This window comes from Allocatelliglobosispora scoriae (assembly GCF_014204945.1).
In the GTDB taxonomy this organism is placed as follows: Bacteria; Actinomycetota; Actinomycetes; order Mycobacteriales; family Micromonosporaceae; genus Allocatelliglobosispora; species Allocatelliglobosispora scoriae.
In genome coordinates, this window is the sequence record NZ_JACHMN010000003.1 from 439,412 (window position 1) to 463,037 (window position 23,626).

Genomic DNA, 23,626 nt, shown 5'->3' on the forward strand with positions numbered 1-23,626 from the left:
GACCGCGGCCACGCGCCTCCGACGGGCCTTCACCACCAACTCTTGAAGAGTTGGCGGTGACGGACGGGCGTGGGGTGCGGCCGGTGATCAGCCGGACCCCTAGCCTTGGCCGGTGGACCCCAGCGAGCTGCTCGTCATCGGCGACCTCATCGGCGTCGCGGTCTTCGCCGCCTCCGGCGCCTCGGCCGGTGTCGCGAAGCGCCTCGACATGTTCGGCGTGGTCTTCGTCGGGTTCGTCGCGGCGCTCGGCGGCGGGATCTTCCGCGACCTCGTCATCGACACCGCGCCGCTCGCCTTCACCGACTGGCGATACCCGGTCACGGCGGCCGTCGCCTCGCTGCTCACCTTCCGCTTCCACCCGCAGCTCGACAAGCTGCGCAAGTCGGTACTGCTGCTCGACGCCGCCGGGCTCGCCCTCTTCACCGTCACCGGCACGCTCAAGGGCCTGCACGCGCCGCTGCCCGCCGTCGGCGCCTGCCTCATCGGCATGCTCAGCGCCATCGGCGGGGGGCTCGGCCGGGACCTGCTCACCGCCGAGATCCCGGCCGTGTTGCGACACGAGATCTATGCCCTCGCCGCGCTCATCGGCGCGGTCGCCGTGGCCGGGCTCGTCTGGCTGAATCTGGACAGCCTGCCGACCCTGGTCGGTGCCGCGGTGATCGTCTTCGCCATCCGCGTGGTGGCGCTGCGCCGGAAGTGGTCAGCACCGGTGCCGCGTGTAGGCTAGGCCTCTGCCTTCGTGACCCGCCGTCTGGCGTGGATCGGAGGCGTTTGCTTGCCACCAGGATTGGGAGGGGTTCGTTGCCGCCCGCGTTGCCCACACTGGACACCTTCCCGCCGCTGCGGGCCTGGCAGCGCCGTGCGATGGTCGAATACCTACGGCGGCGCAGCCCCGACTTCCTCGCGGTCGCGACGCCCGGCGCCGGTAAGACGACCTTCGCCCTGCGCCTCGCCAGCGAGCTGCTGCTCGACGGCACGATCGAGCGCATCACGGTCGTCGCGCCCACCGAGCACCTCAAGGCGCAGTGGTCCAAGGCCGCGGCCTCGGTCGGCATCCAGCTCGACTCCAACTTCCGCAACGGCGACGGGTACGCCTCCAGCGACTTCCACGGCGTCGTCGTCACCTATGCCCAGGTCGGGATGGGTCCGCAGATCCACCGGCGGATGACCTTCACGAAGCCGACCCTGGTGATCCTCGACGAGATCCACCATGCGGGTGACTCGCGTTCCTGGGGTGACGGGGTCAAGGCGGCGTTCGAGCCGGCCGTCCGGCGCCTGATGCTGACCGGGACGCCCTTCCGCTCCGACGACAACCCGATCCCGTTCGTCAACTACGAGCGGCACGCCTCCGACGGGCTGCCCCGGTCCCGCTCCGACAGCACCTACGGCTACGCCGACGCGCTCGCCGACGGGGTCGTCCGGCCGGTCATCTTCCTCGCCTACTCCGGGGAGACCCGGTGGCGGACGAGCGCCGGTGACGAGCTCGCGGTCCGGCTGGGCGAGCCGATGACCCAGGACATCGTCGCCCAGGCCTGGCGGACGGCGCTCGACCCGACCGGCGACTGGATGCCCCAGGTGCTCCGTGCGGCCGACAACCGCCTCTCGGTGATCCGGGCGGGCGGGATGTCCGACGCCGGCGCCCTCGTCATCGCCACCGACCAGACCTCGGCCCGGGCCTACGCCCGCCAGCTCGAAACCATCACCGGTGAGAAGGCCGTGGTGGTCCTCTCGGACGACACCGGCTCCTCGGGGCGGATCGCCGAGTTCACGCACTCCACGGCCCGCTGGATGGTCGCGGTGCGGATGGTGTCCGAGGGGGTCGACATCCCCCGGCTCGCCGTCGGCGTCTACGCCACCAGCGCCTCCACGCCGCTCTTCTTCGCCCAGGCGATCGGCCGCTTCGTCCGGGCCCGCCGGCCGGGGGAGACCGCCAGCGTCTTCCTGCCCAGCGTCCCGCACCTGCTCGGCCTTGCCGCCGAGATGGAGGCCCAGCGCGACCACGTGCTCGGCGCCCCCAAGCAGAAGGAGGGCTTCGACGACGATCTCCTGGAGCGTGCTCAGCGCTCCGAGCAGGCCGGGGACGAGCTCACCCGCAAGATCGAGTCACTGTCCGCCACCGCCGAGCTGGACCAGGTCATCTTCGACGGCACGTCCTTCGGCCTGCCCACCCTCTCCGGTACGGCCGAGGAGGAGGAGTTCCTCGGCCTGCCCGGGCTGCTCTCCTCCGAGCAGGTCGCGGCGCTGCTCAGCAAGCGCCAGCAGGAGCAGGCGGCGGCGGCTCGCCGGTCACGGGCGGCGGCGGGTTCGGCCGAGCCCGATCGGCGGGAGGTCGTGCGGGACATGTCGGCCGCGGAGCGGCGGGTGCACCTGCGGCGGCAGCTCAACGCGCTGGTCGCGTCGCACCACCACCGGACCGGGCTGCCGCACGGCAAGATCCATGCGGAGCTGCGGAGCAAGTGCGGCGGGCCGCCGAGCGCGCAGGCGACGATCGAGCAGTTGGAAGAGCGGATCGCGACGATCCAGTCGTTCTGAGCTCTGGCAGCGTCTCAAGATCGCGCCATCTTCGGGGAAAACGGTGTGATCATGGTGCTTGATCAGCCCATCTTCCCTGAAGATGGTGCGATCTTGCGCCGGCAAGATCGCCGCAACTCTTGAAGACTTGGTGTTATTTTCGCGGCCCACCCGTGGCGCGTGCGCGGGGCGGATCGTGTGCGGGATGTGTGCCCGGGGATTCAGACGTCATCATGGAAGGTGATGACGTCTGATTCACTGACTTACCTGTGATCTTGGGGAGCGGCGGTCCGAGGCGCGCCGCAAAGTTGGCACACATGACGAAGGGGCGGGCCCTCCCGGGACCGCCCCTTGCCTAGCCCTGAGGCCTTAGTTAGACGACATCAATTCTGTGCCGCGCCAGACGAAGTCTGCGTCAGCTGCCGCCGTAACGGTGATCTTTACAAGATCTTCGGCGTACTTGTTCGCGTGGTGTCCGCAGAACACCAATTCGCCCCCACCAGCCATTACGATGCGCAGCTTGCCCGCCGCGTTGCAGCGGTCGCACCGTTCATCAGCGGCTGGAGCGGTCGCCGTCTCCGACGGCGGCGTGAGGGTCGCGGTCATCGCCTGCCTCCTCTGACTCTGATCGTCACCGATGAACACTTCACTTAGCTCGTTGCTCACGCAACCTCCAACATCGGTGTTGCTGGCGGTCTTCCCGATTTGGCCCCTGGGGATCGAGGTCACATCGGAGTGGGCACCGGGCTCACACGGACAGTCTGCCGTGCACCCAGCGTGCCACGTCAACGATCATTTGGCGACAATGCCGTTGTCACACGCGGGGTTTCGTACGCATGGTGACAACAACGACACGTTCGGTTGATGTTTTGTCGTGGCCAAAACCGACGAAATGGACTATAAGACTAATCCAGATAATCGCGAAGAACCTGGGACCTGGACGGGTGACGAAGCTTGGACATGGTCTTCGATTCGATCTGCCGGATCCGCTCCCGGGTGACCCCGTAGACCTGGCCGATCTCGTCGAGCGTGCGAGGCTGGCCGTCGGTCAGACCGAACCGGAGCCGCACGACGCCCGCCTCGCGCTCGGAGAGCGTCTGCAGGACCTGCTGGAGCTGGTCCTGCAGGAGCGAGAAGGAGACCGCGTCGACCGCGACGACCGCCTCGGAGTCCTCGATGAAGTCACCGAGCTGGCTGTCGCCCTCGTCGCCGATCGTCTGGTCCAGCGAGATGGGCTCCCGAGCGTACTGCTGGATCTCCAGCACCTTCTCGGGTGTGATGTCCATCTCCTTCGCCAGCTCCTCCGGCGTGGGCTCGCGGCCCAGGTCCTGGAGCAGCTCACGCTGGATGCGGCCGAGCTTGTTGATCACTTCGACCATGTGCACCGGGATGCGGATGGTGCGGGCCTGGTCGGCCATGGCTCGGGTGATGGCTTGTCGGATCCACCAGGTGGCGTAGGTGGAGAATTTGTAGCCCTTGGTGTAGTCGAATTTTTCGACGGCGCGGATGAGGCCGAGGTTGCCTTCCTGGATGAGGTCCAGGAATGCCATGCCGCGACCCGTGTAGCGCTTCGCGAGCGAGACGACGAGCCGGAGGTTGGCCTCGAGCAGGTGGTTCTTGGCGCGGTCACCGTCGCGGGAGATCCAGAGCAGGTCGCGCTGCATCTCGCGGACGATCGGCGCGCCGTCCTCCTCGGCCGCACGCAGCCGCTCCGACGCGAAGAGGCCGGCCTCGATGCGCTTGGCGAGCTCGACCTCCTGCTCCGCGTTGAGCAGCGGAACCTTGCCGATCTGCTTGAGATAGGCACGGACCGAGTCGGCGGAGGCGGTCAGCTCGGCGTCCTTGCGGGCCTGCTTGAGCGCCTCGGACTCGTCGGCGTCCCACTCGAAGTCGTCGGCGGTCGCGGCGTCGGCCTCGGCCGCCTGGACCAGCTCGACGGGCTCGTCGACGACGACGTCCTCGATCTCGGCCGCGAGGTCCTCGACCTCGAGTTCGACACCGTCGGGCTCGTCGCCGGCCTTCTTGGCGGCCGGATCGGCGTCCTTGGCGCCCGCCTTGGCGGGTGCGGCCTTCTTGGCCGGCATCGCCTTGGCCGGCGTCGCCTTCTTCGCGGCAGCCTTCACCGGCTTGGCGTCGTCGCCCTCGGGCTTCGCCGCCGCCTTCTTGGCGGCTGCCTTCTCGGCGCCGTCGAGCGGGCCGGCCTGAGCGGGTGCGGCCTTCTTCGCCGGCACGACCTTGGCGGGCTCCGCCTTCGCGGGAGCGGCCTTGGCCGCCTTGGCGGGCGTGGTTTTGGCGGTGGTTGCCTTGGACGCAGGCGTCGCCTGTCGTGCCGCAGCCACCTTCTTGGGCGCGCGGCCGTCGGCCACGACGGTCACTCCGGCCTCCATGAGGGCCCGAATGAGCTTCTTGGCCTGGCTCGGGGTCACGTCGGCGCCCTCTACGGAACGCGCGATCTCCGCCGACGTCAGCTGACCACCGGCCTGGGCGGCCTGGGCGATGAGAGCGTCGGTGAGCGAGCGAACGTCGGCGCCGATCTGGCGGGCTTCTGTCACGAACGACCTTCCGTCGGGCGTTTATTCGAGCATGGCCGTCCCAGCATGCCCTCGCAGGCACAGCCGGTGTGGTTTGGTGAGGGAGCCGCTCGCCGAACCGGCGGGGCGAAGTCCCCCGCGGCCTGGCGTGGGCGGCAGGCGTGAATTGTAGCGCCGTCTGCCGCGATCATCTCGTCACGCACGCCGGTTGGGGTATGCCGGGACGTTCCGGGCGGCAGTTGACAGGATGGGAGCGTGACGAACAACGACCCCGGAGCACTGCTGGAGATCGCTGTCGCGATCGCCCGCCGAGCAGCCGAGACCGCACGAACCATGCGTGACCAGGCGATCGAACAGGTCGACACCAAGAGCACCAAGACCGACGTGGTGACGGAGGCCGATCGGGCGGTCGAGCGCCAGATCGTCGCCGAACTCGCCCGGCTCCGCCCGGGCGACGCCGTCCTCGGTGAAGAGTACGGCGAGGCAGCCTCCTCGGCTCGGGTCCGCTGGGTCGTGGATCCGATCGACGGGACGGTCAATTACCTCTACGGTCTGCCCCAGTATGCAGTCTCCATCGCCGTGGAGCTCGACGGCTCCCCCATCGCGGGGGTCGTGCGCAACGCGGTGACCGGCGCGGAGTGGACCGCGACCCGGGGCGGGGGAGCGTGGCGCGACGGCCGGAGGCTGACCGGCTCGACCGAGACGGACCTGGCCCAGGCCCTGGCGGCGACAGGTTTCGGCTACGCGGCCGAGCGCCGCGCACACCAGGCCGCGGTCCTCGCGGGTCTGATCACGCGGGTACGCGACATCCGCCGCTTCGGTTCGGCGGCCCTCGACCTCTGCGCTGCTGCCGAGGGTCTGGTCGACGTCTACTACGAACAGGGCCTGGCCCCCTGGGACCTGGCGGCCGGCGGCCTCATCGCGGAGGAGGCGGGCCTGCTGGTGACGGGCCTCAACGGCGCCCCGGCGGGCACCAGGCTGGCCATAGCCGCCCCGCCCGCCCTGCACCGACCCTTGCACGACCACCTGGCCGCTCTAGACGCCTCAGGCGGTCCGTAAGCCCCCAAAATTCGCGTTGATCAAGGGAAGACTCGCCATCTCGGGAGTCCGATATGCGGCGAGTCTTCCCTTGATCAACGCGAATTTTTTTGGGGGGTCAGAAGCCGCTGTCGCAGGTGCCCTTGGGGGCTGGGGGGTGGCGGTCGACGAACGCGGGGCCGGCTGCGATGACCGCCTGGGCCACCTCGGTGGAGGTGGCGAGCTGGCGGAAGCCGGTGCCGATGACCACGTCGACCACGTCGTCGGTCCGGGCGATGTCGAATTCGTGCTTGGCGGCGTTCAGGAAGTACGCATCCAGCAGGTAGGCGGCGCCGACCGTCTTGGGTCCGTAGCGCAGCACCGCCACGTCGCCGACCGCCTTCTTCAGCGGGTCGTTGGCGGTCTTGACCACCGTGAACTTGCGGTTGCGGAAGTCCGTGCCGACATTGGTCGCCAGGTTGACCGTATCCGTGGCGTTATAGACATTGATCTTGATCGTCCGGGTCTCCTCGGGGAGCCGAAGGTTGGCCTGGACGTAGCCGGCCGGACACGCCTGCGCCTGGTGCGCGGAGTCCGTCTGGGTGTCGCGGGTGATCGCGATGACCACGAGTACGCCGGCGGCGAGCAGCAGCACCGCGACGAGGACAAGTGACCGTATCCGTGCAAAAGTCATTTTCTCGGCTCCCGAAGTATGTGCGCTGAGGTTAGCTGCTCAGCGGCGGGTCCGGTGGTAGGACCCGGCCTTTCAGGTACTACGCATGTCGCGAATGACCGGTTGCTTCCCCGCGTCACTTATTGCATCTTGCGAAAGACGAACGGACACGGCGCGTCGTGCTTGATCGGCGCGGTCCGACCCCTACCTTATGTCTCGCCATGCTGTCGGCTCAGTCACATTGGGAACATCCCGGCGCGCGTGGGCGTACAAACACCCGTGCGGGCGCGGTAAGGTGCCGCGTTCGCCGGGGATACAGTGCCCCGCGTTGCTCGGCCCGCCCGGACCGTGCCGTACCGCACCAGCACATTGAATACGGGAGTGTGAGACAACCGATGGCCACCGACTATGACGCCCCGCGCAGAGACGAGGCTGAACTCGGTGAGGACAGCCTCGAGGAGCTCAAGGCACGTCGCGTCGACTCGCAGTCGGCCAGCGTCGATGTGGATGAGGCCGAGGCAGCCGAGAATTTCGAGCTACCCGGTGCCGATATCGGCGACGAGGAGCTCAGCGTGAAGGTGGTGCCGCTGCAGGCTGACGAGTTCACCTGCTCGCGCTGCTTCCTCGTGCATCACCGCAGCCAATTGGCCGGCGAGCGCAATGGACTCCCGATATGCAGGGAATGCGCCTGACGCCGGGACGAGCGAACGGCCGCTTGACCGGTCCCCGGTCAACTGGTCGCATAGAACCCGGAGGCGACCATGTCACAGAAGAAGGACCAGGTGCCCGACGACGACTCGTCGGGCACCGCCACACCCAGCGTCGGTGCCACCGGGCAGCCGGAGGAGCCGGCGCTGGCCGTACCCCCGGATGAGCTGTCGGCGGCGGTCGTGGCCCTCGCCGAGGGCGAGCTGGACCGCGCGGGACGCACCAAGGTCCTGAGCCGGCTGGTGAGCTCGATGCGCGGCCGTGGCGTGAGCGCCCTCTTCATGCCCAAGAAGGCGGTGAAGTGGGTCGCCGACGCGGTGACCGACCTCGCGCCGCACGTCCCGATCCGGACCCTGGAGACGCTCCAGCGGCACTACCCGGGGCTGAGCCAGGACCAGCTCGCCGAGCGGCTCATCCGCAACGCGGCGCGCGCGACGGGTGGGGTCGGTGCGGTCGGCGGCGGTGTCGCCTCCGTCGAGTGGGTCGTGCCGCCCTCGCTGCTGAGCACCCCGGTGCTGCTCGCGACCGAGACGGTGGCGGTCGTCGGGATCGAGCTGAAGCTCATCGGCGAGCTGCACGAGGTCTACGGACAGCCGATCGCGGGCACGGGCGGGCAGCGCGCGGTGTCGCTGCTGCACGCGTGGGCCGGCAAGCGGGGGGTCAACCCCTTCCTGCCGGGCGTCGGTGTGGCGAGCGTGCTCGGCACCGCGGCCCGCAAGGAGCTGCGCGACATGATCCTCAAGCGGCTCGGCCGCAACCTGACGACGCTGGGCCCGCTGCTCACCGGCGCGGCGGTCGCCAGCTATCTCAACCGGCGCTCCACGAAGTCGCTCGGCGAGGCGATCAAGCGCGACCTGAGCCTGCGCCGCCCGGCGGCCCTGCCTCCCGGCACCATCGGCGGCGAGCTACTCCCGCCCGGCGGCGGCCAGTAGCGCGGACGCCAGCCGCTGCGGACGGCGGCTGGAGACCACCCAGTAGGGCGTCGGGTCGTCGGGATCGTCCAGCACGATCTGGACGGCACCGGCGACCCACGGCCGCACCACGACGAAGGCCATCGGGTCCGCCGAGACGCCGAGCAGCTCGCGCCGCCCGTTGACGTCGAGCGGGATCGCGTCGGTGACGAATCGCACCGGCAGCCTCGCGTCGTCGACGAGCAGCTCGGAGCCGCGCACCGCGACCCGCAGCCGCCCCAGCCACAGCAGGCCCGCCACGACGACGAGCCCCGTGATCGCGTACGGCAGCCACGACAGCTCCTCGGAGACACCCATCCCCAGCTCAGCGGCGGCGACACCGGCGGTCAGAAAGCCGACCGGCCACCACCACCAGGGCACACCGAGACGTTCCGCGTGCGCCGCCCGTTCCGACCCGAGGCCTGTCTCCGTTGCTGTTTGAGGTGCCACGACTCCGTAGCCTACGCAAGCACGCGTGGGCTACTCGTCTGTGCCCGCTGGTGCGCGAGCGCGCACACTGTCCATACTCCCCCCGGAGGTACATGCCATGGAGACTGTCGCCGTAGGTGTTCGCATGATCGATGCCGATCTGCCGCTGCCGGCTTACGCCCACCCGGGTGACGCGGGCGCCGACCTGCACGCCGCCGAGTCCGTCGAGCTCGCACCCGGCGAGCGCCGCCTGGTCCGGACCGGGATCGCGATCGAGTTGCCCGTGGGGTTCGTGGGGCTGGTGCATCCCCGCTCGGGCCTCGCCGCGAAGTTGGGGGTGACGCTGCTCAACGCACCAGGTACGGTCGACGCCGGTTACCGGGGCGAGATCCTCGTGAACCTGATCAACCACGATCGGGTCGCCACCGCGACGATTTCGCGGGGTGACCGGATCGCCCAACTTGTTATACAACGGGTTGAGGCAGCGCAGTTCCACCGCGTGGCGGAGCTGGGCGACTCGGCCCGCGGTGACGGCGGGCACGGTTCGACGGGCGGTCACGCGGTGCTCGCCCATCAGAGCGGAAGGACGGACCAGTGATCTTCTCCCGGCAGAAGAGCGGACGGCACGCTGCCACGGCGCAGCAGCTGGAGCTCGACTCGGCGGCACGCGCCGGGCTCGACGCGGCGGCCGACTCCGACGGTCGCGGCGAGGTGGGCCCGTTCGATCTGAGCGAGGCGCCCATCTCCAACCGCCTCGACCTCGGCAGCCTTCAGGTTCCCGCGATCGACGGGGTGGAGATCCGGGTGCAGGCCGACCCGGACGGCGCGATCCAGCAGGTGGTGCTCGTCTTCGGCGAGAGCGCCCTGCAGCTCGGCGTCTTCGCGGCACCCCGCCACGAGGGCATCTGGGACGAGATCCGCGACGAGATCCGCAAGTCGCTCTTCAACGACGGGGTCGCCGCCGAGGACGTGCCGGGGCGTTACGGCATCGAGCTGCGCGCCCGGGTGCGTACCCCCGATGGTTTGACCGATCTTCGCTTCGTCGGCGTGGACGGGCCGCGCTGGCTGGTCCGGGCGGTCTACCAGGGTCCGGCCGCGATCGACCCGGCGACCGCCGAGCCGCTCGTGGCGTGCCTGGAAGGGCTGGTCGTGGCCCGCGGCCAGGACGCCAAGCCGGCCCGCGAGCCGCTGCCGCTGCGACTGCCCCAGGAGATGGCCGACGCGGCGATCGCGGCGGGCCCGCAGCCGGCGCCGGAGCCCGAGCCCGCCGCCGACCAGGCATCGGAGAAGCGCAAGCCCTCCCCCCGTCCGCGACGCTGACCGACATCCCAATGATGGCGATGATCGACGTACGCTAGCGGTGAGGCCGACCCGAGGTGCGGGGCGGCATGGAGAGGGTGTGACGACGGGGCCATGGCAACTGACGATCAGTCCGATAGATCCGGGCTGCGCAGACTGCTGAAGCGTCTCACGGCCAGTGACCAGGAGCTGGAGTCGGAGGAGCTGCGCCGCGACAGCGCCAAACCAGGGTGCGTCTGTGCCGACACCGCCGGGCGGGGTGACGTCGTCAACGTGGCCGGTCGGCTGCGCATGGTCGTCTACACCCCGCGGACCAACCTGCCCACGCTCGAGGCCGAGCTCGACGACGGCACCGACGTGATCACGCTGGTCTTCCTCGGGCGACGCCAGATCGCCGGGATCGAGCCGGGCCGGGCATTGACGGCGCGTGGTCGCATCGCGGTCCGCGATGGCCGTAAAGTCATCTACAACCCCCACTATGAGCTGGACGCGTCGCACTGAAGGAGCGCAGGTCTCTATGACCCGGAATCTCGAGCGAGGCCGTCCGACCCGGGACGACAAGACCGGTCCGGCGCAGGTCGACGCCCCGGCCGCGGAGTCCGACGAGGAGGAGCCGCTCCCTCCGCTGAGCGAGCAGATGTCGGCTCAGCTCGGCGGCTGGCGCGGCCTGGTCGAGGCGAGCATCCCGGTCCTGGTCTTCGTGATCACCAACGTGATCCTCGGGCTCGTCTTCGACGACGACGCCACCTTCGGCGCCATCGGCACCAAGCCTGCACTCAAGCTCGCCGTGATCGCGGCGGTCGTGGTCGCCCTGGCGATGGCGGCCTGGCGGCTCAGCCAGCGCCAGTCGATCCGCCACGCGATGAACGGGCTCTTCGGCATCGCGCTCGGCGCGATCCTCGCCTGGAACTCCGGCGAGGCCCGCGACTTCTACCTGCCGGGCCTCTTCATCGGCATGGGCTACGGCGTGGCGCTGCTCAGCTCGGTCTTCTTCAAGCAACCGCTCGTCGGCTGGGTCTGGTCGGTCGTCGCCGACGGCGGCCGCAAGGACTGGCGCGACGACCCCCGGCTGGTGCGGACCTTCGCCTGGCTGACGGTGCTGTGGGCGGCGACCTACTTCGTGAAGACCGGCGTCCAGGTCGTGCTCTACGCCCAGGACATGCCCACCGCGCTCGGCATCGCCCGGATCGCCTTCGGCTACCCGCCCTACCTGCTGCTCGTCGCGCTCACGGTCTGGGCGGTTCGACGGGTACGCACACCGGCGCCCTAGCGCTCGCCGAGCAGGACCGACCGGACCTCGTCCTCGACGGCGGCGGTGCAGACGAAGATCAGCTCGTCGCCGCCCTCGATCGGGTCGTCCGGGCTGGGCGTCAGCACCCGCTTGCCGCGCACGATGGCGACGAGCGCGCTGTCGGGCGGCAGCGGCACGTTGCGCACCGGCTTGCCGACATAGGGCGCGTCGACGGGCAGCGTGATCTCGACGAGGTTGGCCTCGCCCTGCCGGAAGGTCATCAGCCGGACCAGATCGCCGACGGTGACCGCCTCCTCGACCAGCGCCGCCATCATGCGCGGCTTGCTGACGGAGACGTCGACGCCCCACTGCTCGGTGAAGAGCCACTCGTTTTCGGCGCGGTTGACACGGGCGACCACCCGGGGCACCGCGAACTCGGTCTTGGCGAGCAGCGAGACGACGAGGTTGGTCTTGTCGTCACCGGTCGCGGCGACGACGACGTCGCAGCCGGCGAGGTCCATCTCCTGCAGGCTGGTGAGCTCGCAGGCGTCGGCGAGGATCCACTCGGCCCGCGGGATGCGCTCGGGTCGCAGCGCCTTGGGCAGGCGCTCGATAAGCATCACCTGGTGGCCGTTCTCGATGAGCTCCTGGGCGATCGAACGGCCCACGTTGCCGGCTCCGGCGATGGCGACTCGCATGGCAAACCTCGCAGATCAGTGGGCGGGCGTGGGCGCGGCGCCGGTGGCGTGGCGGACGGCGTCGACGATGTCGTCGGTGACGAGCATGAAGAGCTGGTCACCGTCCTGCAGGACCGTGGAGCCCGTCGGCAGGATGCCCAGGCCGAAGCGCATGAGGTAAGCCGTCCGCGTGCCGCAGGCATCCTCGACCGCCTTGAGCGGCTGGCCGATCCAGCCCGGGTTCAGCGGCACCTCGGTGATCGAGACGACGCTCGTCGGGTCACGCCACACCTCGGGCAGCGCGTCGGGCACGAGGTGCCGGACCATCCGCAGGGCGGTCCACCGGACCGTCGCGACCGTGGGGATGCCGAGCCGCTCGTAGACCTCGGCGCGACCGGCGTCGTAGATCCGGGCGACGACCTTGCCGACGTTGAAGGTCTCCCGCGCCAGCCGGGCGGAGATGATGTTGGAGTTGTCGCCGCTGGAGACCGCCGCGAAGGCGTCGGCGTGCTCGATGCCCGCCTGGATCAGCACCTCGCGGTCGAAGCCGACCCCGGTGACGGTCACGCCGCTGAAATCGGCCGGCAGCCGCCGGAAGGCGTCACCGTCCTGGTCGATGACCGCGACGGAGTGCCCGAGCGTCTCAAGGCTGTGCGCGAGCGTCGATCCCACCCGCCCGCAGCCCATGATCACTACGTGCACCTTGGCCACCTCCCAGTCGGTTACCTAGAGCCTGCCATGGGAACCTACAGCGTGGGGTCCGCCGGGGCGGAACCGGCTGTGCCGGACCCGTGATCACTATGTGGCGGGTGGTGCGGCGGTCATGGGGTATGCACCTTAGGCTGCGTGGGTGCCGAACTCGACGTCACTGCTGAAACGGCTTCTCCTCGGGCGGCCGTTCCGTTCCGATCGGCTGGCCCACACCCTCCTGCCGAAGCGGATCGCGCTGCCGGTCTTCGCCTCCGACGCGCTCTCCTCAGTGGCCTACGCCCCGGCGGAGATCCTGCTGACCCTCTCCATCGCCGGAGCGGGCGCCTTCATCTTCTCGCCCTGGATCGCTCTCGCCGTCGCCGTCGTGATGATCACCGTGGTGGCGAGCTACCGCCAGAACGTGCACGCCTACCCGTCGGGCGGCGGCGACTACGAGGTCGCCACCGTCAACCTGGGGGCCAAGTCCGGCCTCGTCGTGGCGAGTGCGCTGCTCGTCGACTACGTCCTCACCGTGGCGGTCTCCGTCTCGGCCGGGGTGGACGCGCTCGGCGACATGTTCGGCACCGTCGGCGAGCACAAGGTCGCCTTCGCGGTCGGCATCGTCGTGGTGCTCTCGGCGATCAACATGCGCGGCATCCGGGAGGCGGGCGTCGCCTTCGCCATCCCGACCTACGGCTTCATGATCGCCATGCTGATCCTCGTCGGGTGGGGGTTCTTCCGGATCTTCGTCCAGGGCGACGAGCTGCGGGCGGCCACGGCGAACATGGAGATCAGGTCGGAGCACGGGCTCACCGTCGGCACCTCCTTCGCCTTCATCTTCCTGCTGGTCAGGGCCTTCTCGTCCGGCTGTGCGGCGCTGACGGGCGTCGAGGCGATCTCGAACGGCGTACCGGCGTTCAAGTCGCCCAAGTCGAAGAACGCGGCGACGACCCTGCTGCTGCTCGGCTCGATCGCGATCGTGATGATCGCCGGCATCATCTTCCTGGCCCGGCGGACCGGGCTGCGCTATGTCGAGTGCTGGACCGCGGATCCGCAGATCGGGTGCGCGGAGAGCCAGGTCATCGGGCCGCTGCCGTTCCCCAAGCAGCCCACGGTCACCGCGCAGCTGGCCGACACGGTCTTCGGCGACTTCCGGGTGGGGTACTTCATCGTCCTCGCCGTGACCGCGCTGATCCTGGTGCTCGCCGCGAACACCGCCTTCAACGGCTTCCCGGTGCTCGGCTCGATCCTCGCCCAGGACCGCTACCTGCCGCGCCAGCTGCACACCCGCGGCGACCGGCTCGCCTTCTCCAACGGCATCGTCTTCCTCGCCGGCTTCGCCGTGGTGCTGATCATCGCCTTCCAGGCCGAGACGACGAAGCTGATCCAGCTCTACATCGTCGGTGTCTTCGTCTCCTTCACGCTGTCGCAGAGCGGCATGATCCGGCACTGGAACCGGCTGCTCAAGACCGAGCGCGACCCCGTGGTCCGGCGCCGGATGAACCGGTCCCGCATGATCAACGGCTTCGGCATGGTGATGACCGGGTTCGTGCTCTTCCTGGTGCTGATCACCAAGTTCCTCAAGGGCGCGTGGATCTCGATCGCGGCGATGGCCGTCATCTTCGTCATCATGGTGGCGATCCGCCGGCACTACGACCACGTCGCCGAGGAGTTGGAGCCGACCGAGGACGCGATGATGCTCCCGGCCCGCAACCACGCCATCGTGCTCGTCTCCAAGCTGCACCTGCCGACGCTGCGTGCGCTCGCGTACGCCCAGGCCACCCGGCCCGACTCGCTGACGGCGCTCACGGTCAACGTCGACATCGCCGACACCCGCAACATCCAGGCCGAGTGGGACCGTCGCGGTGTCTCGGTCCCACTGACGATCATCGACTCGCCCTACCGGGAGATCACCCGGCCGATCATCAACTATGTGAAGTCGCTGCGGCAGGACAAGCCCCGCGACGTCGTCACGGTCTACATCCCGGAGTATGTGGTCGGCCACTGGTGGGAGAACATCCTGCACAACCAGTCCGCGCTGCGGATCAAGGGACGCCTGCTCTTCGAGCCGGGAGTCATGGTGACGAGCGTGCCGTGGCAGCTCACCTCGTCCATCGGTAAGAACCTGGACAAGCTCGACGCTAAGCTGTCGAATACTCCGGCTCGCGGTCCGCGCGCCGGTGAGGTGCCGATCGATGATGAGGTGCGAACGTCGTGACGCTGGAAGAAGGCGAGCGCTTCGAGGTGCTCGTCGGCGAGGTCGCCCATGGTGGCCACTGCGTCGCGCGGCTCCCCGCGGACGCGTCCGGACCGGGGATCGTGATCTTCGTCCGGCACGCCCTGCCGGGGGAGAAGGTCATCGCCGAGGTCACCGAGGTGCACAAGGGCTATGCCCGGGCCGAGGCGGTCGAGATCATCGAGGCGTCGCCGGAGCGGCGGGAAGCCCCGTGCCGTTACGCCCACGCCTTCGGCTGCGGCGGCTGCGATCTGCAGCACGTCACGCCCGCCGCGCAACTGGGGTGGAAGACGGCGGTCGTGCGCGAGCAGCTCAGCCGGCTCGGTGGCGTACCGCCGAGGGAACTTGAAGAGCTCGACGTGCGCGTCGTCGCGCTGCCCGACGTGCCGGGCGAGGCGGAAGGGCTGGGCTGGCGGACCCGGGTGCGCTACAGCATCGATGCCGCCGACCGGGCGGGCCTGCGCAAGCACCGCTCGCACGAGGTGGTCGCGATCGACGAGTGTCTCATCGCGCACCCGGCGATCCGGGCGCTGCCGGTGCTCGACCGACTCTGGCCGAGCGGTGACGACGTGCACACCGTGGCGCCGTCCGGCGGCCCAGCAATGATCATGACCGATCCGTCGGTCCGCGTCACCGAGCACACGCTGCGCCGGGACTTCGACATCGCGGCCGGCGGCTTCTGGCAGGTGCACCCCGCTGCCGCGACCACGCTCGCCGAGACCGTCCTCGACATGCTCAAACCCCAGCCGGGGGAGACCGCCTGGGACCTCTACGGCGGTGCCGGGCTCTTCGCCGCCGTGCTGGGCGACGCCGTCGGCGTCACCGGCCACGTGACCCTCGTCGACTCCGCGCCGGACCTCATCGCCTCGGCCCGGATCAACCTCGGCGACCTGCCGGTGCGGGTCATCGACTCCACGGTCGAGCGGGTGCTCACGCCCAAGCGCTCATCCAAGAAGTCGCGCGGCGGTGGCGGCTCCGCCATGCCGCTGCGCTCCGGCAGCGCCCTGCTCGGCGGACCGATCGACCTCGTGGTGCTGGACCCGCCCCGGACCGGAGCGGGTGCGGCGGTGGTCAAGGCGATCGTCGCGGCGGCACCGCGCGCCGTCGCCTACGTCGCCTGCGACCCGGCCGCGCTCGGCCGCGACGTCGCGACCTTCCGCGAGGCGGGCTGGCGCCTGGTCGAGTGCCGCGCTTACGACTGCTTCCCCAACACCCACCACGTGGAGTGCGTGGCGCTGCTCATGCCCCGGTGACGGGCGGCGGCTCGGCGATCGGCCGACGGCTGCGGACCAGGATCTCGCCGACCGTCGTCACGGGCGCTCCTCGGCCTCGCGTCCCTGAACCCGGGGTTCGCCGAGATCCGGGCGGATCTCCAGACCGGGGCGTCGGCTGCGCCTGCGGGCTGCGCGGCGTGCCAGCAGCGCGGCGACCGTCAGGACCAGCAGGAGCAGGGCGCCGGCGCCGAGGGCGACCCGCACGTTTCGCTCGCTCCGGGCGTTGCGGTCGTCCTGCGCCGCCGCGTAGGACGGGGGGACGAAGGTATTGTCGACGATGAAGGGGACGGTCGGTCTCACGGCACCCGGGCACGAGGCGCCGATCAGGTAGCGTCCGCGCCGGGTGTCTGCCGGGATCGTCACCCTCGTGGAGAACGCCCCCGTCCGCGCCCGGTCCGGCGGGACCTCCGCGGTGCCCAGCGGGGTGCCCTCGAGATCGATGTCGACCCGTGCGCAGTCGAACCCGGCCCCGGTGATCAGAACGGCGGTCCCGCCCGACCCGCCGTCCGGGCTGAGGCGGGTGATCCCCGGCACCCAGAAAGCGCCGGTCACCTGCGGGGGATTTCGCACCGGCCAGATGCATGACGCGAAGACCTGGTGCCGCCCCGGCTTGATATCGCCCGGGATCGTCGGTGCGTGATCGTCGCGGCCCGTGCCGGCGATGGAGGCGTGGACTCGGGCGGGGAAGTTGACGTCGTTGGCGCAGGAGAACCCGGAGACGCTGATGATCACGTCATCGCCGGGCAGGGCGCTGGACGGGTAGACGGTGACGGTCGGCGCGTTCGTGAGCTGATAGCGAGTGCTCGCCAGCTCCGCCTCGTCGTCCCCGCACCGAATGCCGACCGGGTGGCTGCCGTAGGCGTCCTTCGGCGCGGCGATCACGGTCAGGTAGGTCGTGCCGGGCTCGATCACCCGGTCGATGCGGGCGATCGGGCCGAGGGTGTCCCAGACCACGGTGAGGCCTGCGCCACTGGGACAGCTCGCCCCGTCCACCAGGAGAGTGAATTCGTCACCGATGTCGCCGACGGGCGGGCGGAGCTTCGCCTGCGGCCGTGCCGCCGCGGCGCTCGGTGCCGACGCCGTCGGACCGGTACGCGGTGCAGCGCCCGGCGGCTGCCCCGAGGTGCATCCGACCAGGCAGATCAGGCCTAGGAGAAGAAGCAGGAGTGCCCGCGTGGCGCGTGGGGACGACACACCCGGAACGCTACTGGGTATCCGCGATCGACGATGCCCTCCGTTCGGCGGGTGTGTCCCGTCTCCGCCCGGATGTCAAGGTCTTGTGAAGATGACGTTCCGGCGAACGTGACCTTGGGCTGTACACCGATAGACTGCACGGTTATGAGCTCAGAGCAGGCAGGTCGGACCGTCGACGGCATCCTCCCCACGGTCGGCTCACCGCAAGACCTCCGATCGCTGAGTCTCGACGAGCTGACGATGCTCAGCGCCGAGATTCGCGACTTCCTGGTGGCCAAGGTCTCCCGGACCGGCGGACACCTCGGTCCCAACCTGGGTGTGGTCGAGCTCACCCTCGCGATGCACCGGGTCTTCGACTCGCCGCGCGACAAGTTCGTCTTCGACACCGGCCACCAGGCATACGTTCACAAGATCGTGACCGGTCGGCAGGACGGCTTCGACGCGCTGCGCCAGCGCGGCGGCCTCACCGGCTACCCGAGCCAGGCCGAGAGCGAGCACGACCTCGTCGAGAACTGCCACGCCTCGACCGCGCTGAGCTACGCCGACGGCCTCGCCAAGGGATTCAGCATCCGGGGTGAGGATCGTCACGTCGTGGCGGTCGTCGGCGACGGCGCGCTCACCGGCGGCATGTGCTGGGAGGCGCTCAACAACATCGCGGCGACGAAGAACCCGCTCGTCGTCGTGGTCAACGACAACGGCCGCTCCTATGCCCCCACGATCGGCGGCCTCGCCGACCACCTCGCCTCGCTGCGGCTCAACCCGGGCTATGAGAAGGTCCTCGACCTGGTCCGCGACTCGCTGGAGCGCACCCCGCTCGTCGGTCGCCCGCTCTTCGAGGCGCTGCACGCGGTGAAGAAGGGGATCAAGGACGCGGTCGCGCCGCAGGCCCTCTTCGAGGACCTCGGCATCAAATACGTCGGCCCGGTCGACGGCCACGACCAGGCCGCGCTGGAGAGCGCCCTGCTCAAGGCGAAGCGGTTCGGCAAGCCGGTCATCGTGCACGCCGTCACCCACAAGGGCTTCGGCTACCAGCCCGCGATCGACGACGAGGCCGACAAGCTGCACTCACCGGGTGCGTTCGACCCGCTCACGGGCAAGATGCTCGCCGCGCCGAGTCTCAAGTGGACCTCGGTCTTCGCCGACGAGCTCGTCGAGATCGCGGCGGAGCGCCCGGACATCGTCGGCATCACCGCCGCGATGCCCGAGTCGACCGGCATCGACCGGCTCGCCGCCAAGTTCCCCGACCGCGCCTTCGACGTGGGCATCGCCGAGCAGCACGCGACCACCTCGGCGGCGGGCCTCGCCCTCGCCGGGCTGCACCCGGTCGTCGCCGTCTACGCCACGTTCCTCAACCGCGCCTTCGACCAGGTCCTGCTCGATGTCGCGCTGCACCGGCTGCCGGTCACCTTCGTGCTGGACCGGGCCGGGATCACCGGGCCCGACGGCCCCAGCCACTACGGCATCTGGGACATGTCGGTCTTCGGCGTCGTCCCCGGCCTGCGTATCGCGGCCCCCCGCGACGCGGCCACGCTGCGCGAGGAGCTTCGCGAGGCGGTCGCCATCTCCGACGGCCCGACGATCGTCCGCTTCCCGACCGGTTCGGTGCCCGCGGCACTGCCGGCGCTGCGCCGAATCGGCCCGGTCGACGTGCTCGCCGAGGGCATCCGCAAGGACGTGCTGCTCGTCGGGATCGGGTCCTTCGCGCCGCTCGGCGTACAGATCGCGGCGATGCTCGCCGAGCGCGGCATCGAGGTGACGGTCGTCGACCCGCGCTGGGTCCGCCCGGTCCCGGTCGAGCTGGTCGCCCTCGCCCGCGAGCACCGCCTCGTCATCACCCTGGAGGACGGCGTCCGCCAGGGCGGGGTCGGCGACGCCATCAGCAAGCTGCTCCGCGATCACGAGGTCGACGTGCCCCTGCGCGACCTCGGTGTCGAGACGGAGTGGATCGGCCACGGCACCCGCAACGAGATCCTGACCCAGATCGGCCTGACCGCGCCGGTCATCACCGACCGGATCACCTCGTGGTATTCGGCGGTTGCGGGCCTCGACGCCAAGGTCTGACAGAGCCTTAAGCTACTCCCTGACCGTGCCGGGTCCCCGGCACGGCGGGGAGGGCGGCTGTGGATGTTCCCGATGCGACGCCGATCGAGCTCGGTCAGCCGTCCTACACGGAGCGGCTCGCCGTCGGTGACGACCGGCCCCTGACAAGCTGGCGGGCGCCTTTCGCCGTGGCCGCCGCCGTGCTGCTGGTGCTGCTCTCGGGCTCGGTGCCGGTCTCCACCCAGCAGCGCCCGCAGACCGCGCTGACCGTGCCCTATCCCTACTCAATCAAGATGGTCGGCAACCTTGCGATCATCGCCAGCGACGGCTGGATCCAGGCCCGCGAGCTGCCCGGACAGCAGGTGCTGTGGCAGCGCCCGGCCGAGATCAACTCTCTGGTCAGGGCGGTCGTCGGCGATCTGGTGATCGTCAGCCACCTGCAGGGCCGGGCCGCCCAGCGGGGCGAGGCATATACGGTCGCGCTCGACCTGGTGACGGGGATCCCGCGCTGGGAGCACCCCGGCGAGGTCGTGATCGCCCGCCCCGAACTGCCCGCGATCATCCTTTTCGACGCGACCCGCTCCGATGCCGAGTCGCCCCGCGCGTCTCCCGCGCAGCTCATCTCCGTCGGGCGTGCCAGCGGCGTCGAGAAGTGGTCCGTGGCGGTCGCGGCACTCGACACCCCGGTCTTCCCGCCGGAGGGATCTGCTGCCCCGGTCGCGTTCGTCTCGCCCGCCGGCGGGGTACGCCTCATCGACCCCACGACCGGCATCGTCACGTCGCCCCGCGGGCATGTCGACCCCAGCTTCCTCGGCGGCTATGTCAAGGACGGGATCCTCGTCGCCAACCAGGGCGAGGCGACCGGCGGCGGTGCGACGGTCGCCTACGAGCTCGTCACGCTGACCGAGGTCTGGCGGCGCCCGCTCGATCCGTCCCGGATCAACCAGGTGGTGCCGTCGACGGATGTCGCCATCGCCACCGAGATCAACATGGTGGAGGCGATCGACGGCTGGACCGGCACCCGCCAATGGCGCCGGGACATGCAGTTCGAGAGCCTGCTGGCGCTGCCCGACGGTGAGGCGCTGGTGGTCGGACGGGAGCTGGACGCCGACCGGCTGCCCGGCCCGGCTGCGATCTTCCGGGCTCGGGACGGCGCACGGCTCGCAGTCCTGGATCTCTGGAGCGTCGTCGGTCTGCGGGGCGGCGAGGTGCTCGTCCTGCGGCAGGCGGACGGGCCTGGTCTGCGTACCTGGCTGGGGTGGGTCGACCTGGCGGCGGGCCGGGTGAGCGCCACCGACCTGCTCGACGGGCTGGAACCGGGTGCGGAGTGTGCAGTCGACGGCGACTGGCTCTTGTGCAGGCAGGTCGCGACGAGGACCATGCTCGTGTTCCGGCTCTGACAACCACGGGCCGGGGTCAACGCGTTCATGAGGCGCCCGGCCGGAAGCCGGCCTGGAGTCGGTGGGGAGCGGGATGGGTCCGGCGGCTGGAGAGATCGTGATCGACCTCGGCGTGGTGCCTGATGGCGACGTCGACGAGTTGCCGCGTGACCGAAGCGCCCGCTGGGCCCGACCGTGGCTCGCCGCCGCCTGCATCGTCGGGCTGCTCTGGGGCGTCGACGCCTCCACGCCACCCGCGCCGCCCACGGCCTGGGAGACGCCCTTCGTGCTCGCCGAGAACCGGGCGCAGGAGTCGGGTGTGGCGATCGTCGACGACGTTTTGGTGGCGCTAGGGCCGGGCCGGCACACGATGGACGCCTGGAACCTCGTCACCGGCGAGCGGCTCTGGTCCGTCCCGTCCGAGCTCAGCAGCCTGAACACCGCCGAACTCGTCGCCGGTGTCCTCGTCGTCTCGGGCAACAGCCAGAACTCGCCGCCCGACACCGACGGCGACGGACCGGGCTACGTACCCCACGCCTACGGGCTGGACGCCGCCACCGGTGCGCTTCGCTGGGACCGCCGGGGCAGCGCCTTCGCCCAGCCGGAGCCCCACCCGACGCTGCTCTTCCTCAACGGCAGCGATCAGGGCTTCGAGATCGCATCCGTCGACCCGGTGACCGGGGCGGACCTGTGGCGGACCGCCGAGTCCGCCGGCAGCAACATCGCGATCTCCAACGACGGCTGGGAGGCGATCCGGCAGGGCGTGCCGGTGAAGGAGGCACTCGTCAGCGACTGGCGCGAGGGGACCCTGAGCACGCTGGCGATCAGCACCGGCAAGCTCACGCCGCTCGGCAAGCTGCCGCCGAGGGCGTCCATCATGGACTTCGATGACGACATCATCATCGCCGAGATCACCCGCGACGAGAACGACGATCCCAGCGACGGTTTCGACGAGCGGGTCGTCGCCCTCTTCGACCGGGTCGACCTGCGCGAGTTGTGGCGTACGCCGGACAGCCAGATCCAGGGCGGCAGCTATCTGAACCGCTGCGGCTCCCTGATCTGCGAGACGAACGACCAGTCGACGACGGCGCGCGACGTTCACACGGGCCGGACCGTCTGGACCGCCTCCTTACAGCCCTACGGGTTGTGGCACCGCAGCGGGGGCGACCTGCTCATCGCCGCGGTGCCGCAGGGCAGCGGGACGATGACGCTGGTCAACCCCGCTGACGGCAGCTTGCGCATGGACCTGGGGCGGTGGCGGGTGCTCGGCGAGCGCGACGGTGCACTGCTCGTCGCCCTCCCGGCCGGTCCGGGTGAGCGGATGTGGTTCGGCACCATCCCCGCGACCGGGAAGCTCTCGATCCGGCCGCTGGCGCCCTTCGGCCCGCTCGGCGCGCAGCTCGACAACTGCTCGATCACGGGGTCCTGGCTCACCTGCCTGATCCTCAACGAGGCGATCGTCGTCGACCTGGCGAAGGCGCTTCAGGCGGGTCGGCGATGAGCGTCGTGATCGACCTCGGCGAGGGCTACCGGGACCGGCGTGGGCCCGAGCGCCCGCTGCGGGAGCGGATCGACACCCATCGCAACCGCCGGATGGCGGCGCTCGCCGTCCTCGCAGCGCTGGTCCTGGGCGTCACACCGGTGCCGGTGGCCGACGCACGGATCGTGTCGGTGGCGGCGTACCCCTACCTGATCCAGTCGACTCCGATCATCGTGGGCGACCTGGTCTACGCGGTGAGCCGGTCGGAGGGCAGTTCGGTCCTGCGGATCGACGCCTACCAGCTGCTCGACGGGCTCTTCCGGTGGACCGCCACCTTCAAGGGCGTCGATCGCGTCAGCGGGGCGAGGGCGAGCGGCGGGCTGGTGGTGATGAACGCCATCGGCTCCGGCGGCGACATGCTGCTCGCGATCGACCCCGTGTCCGGCCAGGTCCTCGCGGAGGAGCCCGCGCCGCAGGTGGCGGTCGTGGACGAGGTCGCCGTCCACCTGACCTACCTGATGGTGGAGGAGGAGTTCTTCGCCGATCTGCGAGGCCGTGATCTGCGCAGCGGCGAGGAGCTGTGGTCGCGCCGGTTACCGGTGCAGTCGCCCGGCTTCATCTACGCACTGCAGGCCGTACCGGGGAGCCCGGTCGTCCTGGTCACCGATCCGGGCGGGCTCGCCTACAGCGTCGAGGCCGCCGACGGCACCCTGCGTTCCAGCGCCCGGGTCGCCGCGTCGGGCATCCGCTACGCCACGACGCTGGGCGGCTTCGCGTACTTCGGTTCGGTCGCCGGCGAGCTCAGCAAATACGAACCGGTGCTGCTCCAGGAGGTCTGGCACCGGGACGCCCCGGCCGGGGTCGTCGCCTGCGGTGACGTGCTCTGCGACGATCGGGACTTCGATCCGGAGATCATCGATCCGGTGACCGGGCGCAAGCTCTTCGAACGCAGTCTGACCTGGCAGTACCTGCTGGCTGTCCCCGGTGGCTGGCTCGCCGTGACGAACAATCCGGCGGAGCTGAGCCAGGTCAACTCGACGGCGGTCGCCTACCTCGACGAGCTGGGGTACGGCGCGCGGCCGACCGGTGCCTGGTCCTACCTCGGCCGGGACACCGACGACGCGCCGGTGCTGATGCGTACCAACATCGCCCCGCCGCTGACCTGGTTCGCCCGGCTCGACGCGGCGGGCGGGCTCCAGCTCCTCGGCACCGTGCACACCGCGGTCCGCAACTGCCAGGCGGCCGGGGTGTCGATCGTGTGCACGCTCGGCTCCGACGGCTTCGAGATCTTCCGACGCCGGGGCTGA

22 protein-coding genes are annotated in these 23,626 nt (G+C 70.1%); 15 read left to right on the plus strand and 7 right to left on the minus strand.

Annotation, left to right across the window (positions count from 1 at the left end; genetic code table 11):
• The first annotated feature begins 112 nt into the window (after nt 1-112).
• Nucleotides 113-727, plus strand: a complete 615-nt coding sequence (locus tag F4553_RS28685; protein WP_184841969.1) for a trimeric intracellular cation channel family protein — start codon at nt 113-115, stop codon at nt 725-727.
• Between the two features lie 74 nt (nt 728-801).
• Nucleotides 802-2,532, plus strand: coding sequence for a DEAD/DEAH box helicase (locus tag F4553_RS28690; RefSeq protein WP_184841972.1), 1,731 nt, complete (start codon nt 802-804; stop codon nt 2,530-2,532).
• A gap of 348 nt (nt 2,533-2,880) precedes the next feature.
• Here F4553_RS28690 and F4553_RS28695 read toward each other — a convergent pair whose 3' ends face one another.
• Together F4553_RS28695 and F4553_RS28700 are read right to left on the minus strand one after the other, a co-directional pair.
• Nucleotides 2,881-3,117 (minus strand): DUF7455 domain-containing protein, encoded by a 237-nt coding sequence (locus F4553_RS28695; protein ID WP_184847037.1) that lies wholly within the window; start codon nt 3,115-3,117, stop codon nt 2,881-2,883.
• 299 nt (nt 3,118-3,416) lie between these two features.
• Nucleotides 3,417-5,063 (minus strand): RNA polymerase sigma factor, encoded by a 1,647-nt coding sequence (locus F4553_RS28700; RefSeq protein ID WP_184841975.1) that lies wholly within the window; start codon nt 5,061-5,063, stop codon nt 3,417-3,419.
• A 234-nt stretch (nt 5,064-5,297) separates the two neighbouring features.
• Here F4553_RS28700 and F4553_RS28705 point away from each other — a divergent pair, with 234 nt between their 5' ends.
• On the plus strand, nt 5,298-6,101 hold the full coding sequence (locus tag F4553_RS28705; protein ID WP_184841979.1) for an inositol monophosphatase family protein: 804 nt from the start codon (nt 5,298-5,300) through the stop codon (nt 6,099-6,101).
• A 97-nt stretch (nt 6,102-6,198) separates the two neighbouring features.
• On the opposite strand, the gene F4553_RS28710 is transcribed toward F4553_RS28705, so the two are convergent.
• Nucleotides 6,199-6,753, minus strand: coding sequence for a LytR C-terminal domain-containing protein (locus tag F4553_RS28710; RefSeq protein WP_221470522.1), 555 nt, complete (start codon nt 6,751-6,753; stop codon nt 6,199-6,201).
• 374 nt (nt 6,754-7,127) lie between these two features.
• On the opposite strand from F4553_RS28710, the gene F4553_RS28715 reads away from it, so the two are divergent.
• Both F4553_RS28715 and F4553_RS28720 read left to right on the plus strand, forming a co-directional pair.
• Nucleotides 7,128-7,424 carry a DUF4193 domain-containing protein gene (locus F4553_RS28715; protein WP_184841982.1) on the plus strand — a complete coding sequence of 99 codons (297 nt, stop codon included), beginning with the start codon at nt 7,128-7,130 and terminating at the stop codon, nt 7,422-7,424.
• A gap of 69 nt (nt 7,425-7,493) precedes the next feature.
• Nucleotides 7,494-8,372: a hypothetical protein gene (locus tag F4553_RS28720; protein WP_246467502.1), complete on the plus strand. Its 879-nt coding sequence runs from the start codon at nt 7,494-7,496 to the stop codon at nt 8,370-8,372.
• Here the strand turns inward: F4553_RS28720 and F4553_RS28725 are convergent.
• A complete protein-coding gene (locus tag F4553_RS28725; protein ID WP_376776304.1) occupies nt 8,346-8,771 on the minus strand; it encodes a DUF3093 domain-containing protein in 426 nt (141 codons plus the stop codon). The genes F4553_RS28720 and F4553_RS28725 overlap by 27 nt on opposite strands.
• Nucleotides 8,772-8,937: 166 nt before the next feature.
• Between F4553_RS28725 and dut the strand changes: the two genes are divergently transcribed.
• From dut to F4553_RS28745, 4 genes are all read left to right on the plus strand, one after another.
• Nucleotides 8,938-9,417 (plus strand): dUTP diphosphatase, encoded by a 480-nt coding sequence (dut, locus tag F4553_RS28730; protein WP_184841988.1) that lies wholly within the window; start codon nt 8,938-8,940, stop codon nt 9,415-9,417.
• Nucleotides 9,414-10,139 (plus strand): DUF3710 domain-containing protein, encoded by a 726-nt coding sequence (locus tag F4553_RS28735; protein ID WP_184841991.1) that lies wholly within the window; start codon nt 9,414-9,416, stop codon nt 10,137-10,139. The genes dut and F4553_RS28735 overlap by 4 nt, the downstream gene beginning before the upstream one ends.
• 93 nt (nt 10,140-10,232) lie before the next feature.
• The gene (locus F4553_RS28740; protein ID WP_184841994.1) at nt 10,233-10,619 is read left to right on the plus strand and encodes an OB-fold nucleic acid binding domain-containing protein; all 387 of its coding nucleotides are present in this window, start codon (nt 10,233-10,235) and stop codon (nt 10,617-10,619) included.
• A gap of 136 nt (nt 10,620-10,755) precedes the next feature.
• Complete coding sequence (locus F4553_RS28745) at nt 10,756-11,388, plus strand: DUF3159 domain-containing protein (RefSeq protein WP_246467714.1); 633 nt, start codon at nt 10,756-10,758, stop codon at nt 11,386-11,388.
• On the opposite strand, the gene F4553_RS28750 is transcribed toward F4553_RS28745, so the two are convergent.
• A complete protein-coding gene (locus F4553_RS28750; protein ID WP_184841999.1) occupies nt 11,385-12,047 on the minus strand; it encodes a potassium channel family protein in 663 nt (220 codons plus the stop codon). The two genes, F4553_RS28745 and F4553_RS28750, sit on opposite strands and share 4 nt — an antisense overlap.
• Before the next feature lie 15 nt (nt 12,048-12,062).
• Nucleotides 12,063-12,728 carry a potassium channel family protein gene (locus tag F4553_RS28755; RefSeq protein ID WP_184842002.1) on the minus strand — a complete coding sequence of 222 codons (666 nt, stop codon included), beginning with the start codon at nt 12,726-12,728 and terminating at the stop codon, nt 12,063-12,065.
• Between the two features lie 148 nt (nt 12,729-12,876).
• Here F4553_RS28755 and F4553_RS28760 point away from each other — a divergent pair, with 148 nt between their 5' ends.
• Nucleotides 12,877-14,934: an APC family permease gene (locus F4553_RS28760; RefSeq protein ID WP_184842007.1), complete on the plus strand. Its 2,058-nt coding sequence runs from the start codon at nt 12,877-12,879 to the stop codon at nt 14,932-14,934.
• The gene (locus tag F4553_RS28765; RefSeq protein WP_184842010.1) at nt 14,931-16,205 is read left to right on the plus strand and encodes a class I SAM-dependent RNA methyltransferase; all 1,275 of its coding nucleotides are present in this window, start codon (nt 14,931-14,933) and stop codon (nt 16,203-16,205) included. Before F4553_RS28760 ends, F4553_RS28765 begins: the two co-directional genes overlap by 4 nt.
• Nucleotides 16,206-16,262: 57 nt before the next feature.
• Here the strand turns inward: F4553_RS28765 and F4553_RS28770 are convergent, their stop codons facing one another.
• On the minus strand, nt 16,263-17,420 hold the full coding sequence (locus tag F4553_RS28770) for a hypothetical protein (protein ID WP_184842013.1): 1,158 nt from the start codon (nt 17,418-17,420) through the stop codon (nt 16,263-16,265).
• A gap of 144 nt (nt 17,421-17,564) precedes the next feature.
• Between F4553_RS28770 and dxs the strand changes: the two genes are divergently transcribed.
• The 4 genes from dxs to F4553_RS28790 all read left to right on the plus strand — a co-directional run bounded on the left by dxs (nt 17,565) and on the right by F4553_RS28790 (nt 23,626).
• Entirely contained in the window at nt 17,565-19,481 is a 1,917-nt protein-coding gene (gene dxs / locus F4553_RS28775; RefSeq protein ID WP_184842016.1) for a 1-deoxy-D-xylulose-5-phosphate synthase, read from the plus strand.
• Nucleotides 19,482-19,540: 59 nt separating this feature from the next.
• On the plus strand, nt 19,541-20,860 hold the full coding sequence (locus tag F4553_RS28780) for an outer membrane protein assembly factor BamB family protein (protein ID WP_184842019.1): 1,320 nt from the start codon (nt 19,541-19,543) through the stop codon (nt 20,858-20,860).
• Nucleotides 20,861-20,957: 97 nt separating this feature from the next.
• Nucleotides 20,958-22,340, plus strand: a complete 1,383-nt coding sequence (locus F4553_RS28785) for an outer membrane protein assembly factor BamB family protein (protein ID WP_184842022.1) — start codon at nt 20,958-20,960, stop codon at nt 22,338-22,340.
• The gene (locus tag F4553_RS28790) at nt 22,337-23,626 is read left to right on the plus strand and encodes a PQQ-binding-like beta-propeller repeat protein (RefSeq protein ID WP_184842025.1); all 1,290 of its coding nucleotides are present in this window, start codon (nt 22,337-22,339) and stop codon (nt 23,624-23,626) included. Before F4553_RS28785 ends, F4553_RS28790 begins: the two co-directional genes overlap by 4 nt.

What these genes read in the sequence shown, in the direction of transcription:
- dut (WP_184841988.1), top strand. Translation starts at nt 8,938, where the DNA reads ATGGAGACTGTCGCCGTAGGTGTTCGCATGATCGATGCCGATCTGCCG.
- F4553_RS28695 (WP_184847037.1), bottom strand. Translation starts at nt 3,117, where the DNA reads ATGACCGCGACCCTCACGCCGCCGTCGGAGACGGCGACCGCTCCAGCC.
- dxs (WP_184842016.1), top strand. Translation starts at nt 17,565, where the DNA reads ATGAGCTCAGAGCAGGCAGGTCGGACCGTCGACGGCATCCTCCCCACG.
- F4553_RS28710 (WP_221470522.1), bottom strand. Translation starts at nt 6,753, where the DNA reads ATGACTTTTGCACGGATACGGTCACTTGTCCTCGTCGCGGTGCTGCTG.
- F4553_RS28720 (WP_246467502.1), top strand. Translation starts at nt 7,494, where the DNA reads ATGTCACAGAAGAAGGACCAGGTGCCCGACGACGACTCGTCGGGCACC.
- F4553_RS28715 (WP_184841982.1), top strand. Translation starts at nt 7,128, where the DNA reads ATGGCCACCGACTATGACGCCCCGCGCAGAGACGAGGCTGAACTCGGT.
- F4553_RS28790 (WP_184842025.1), top strand. Translation starts at nt 22,337, where the DNA reads ATGAGCGTCGTGATCGACCTCGGCGAGGGCTACCGGGACCGGCGTGGG.
- F4553_RS28745 (WP_246467714.1), top strand. Translation starts at nt 10,756, where the DNA reads ATGTCGGCTCAGCTCGGCGGCTGGCGCGGCCTGGTCGAGGCGAGCATC.
- F4553_RS28750 (WP_184841999.1), bottom strand. Translation starts at nt 12,047, where the DNA reads ATGCGAGTCGCCATCGCCGGAGCCGGCAACGTGGGCCGTTCGATCGCC.
- F4553_RS28740 (WP_184841994.1), top strand. Translation starts at nt 10,233, where the DNA reads ATGGCAACTGACGATCAGTCCGATAGATCCGGGCTGCGCAGACTGCTG.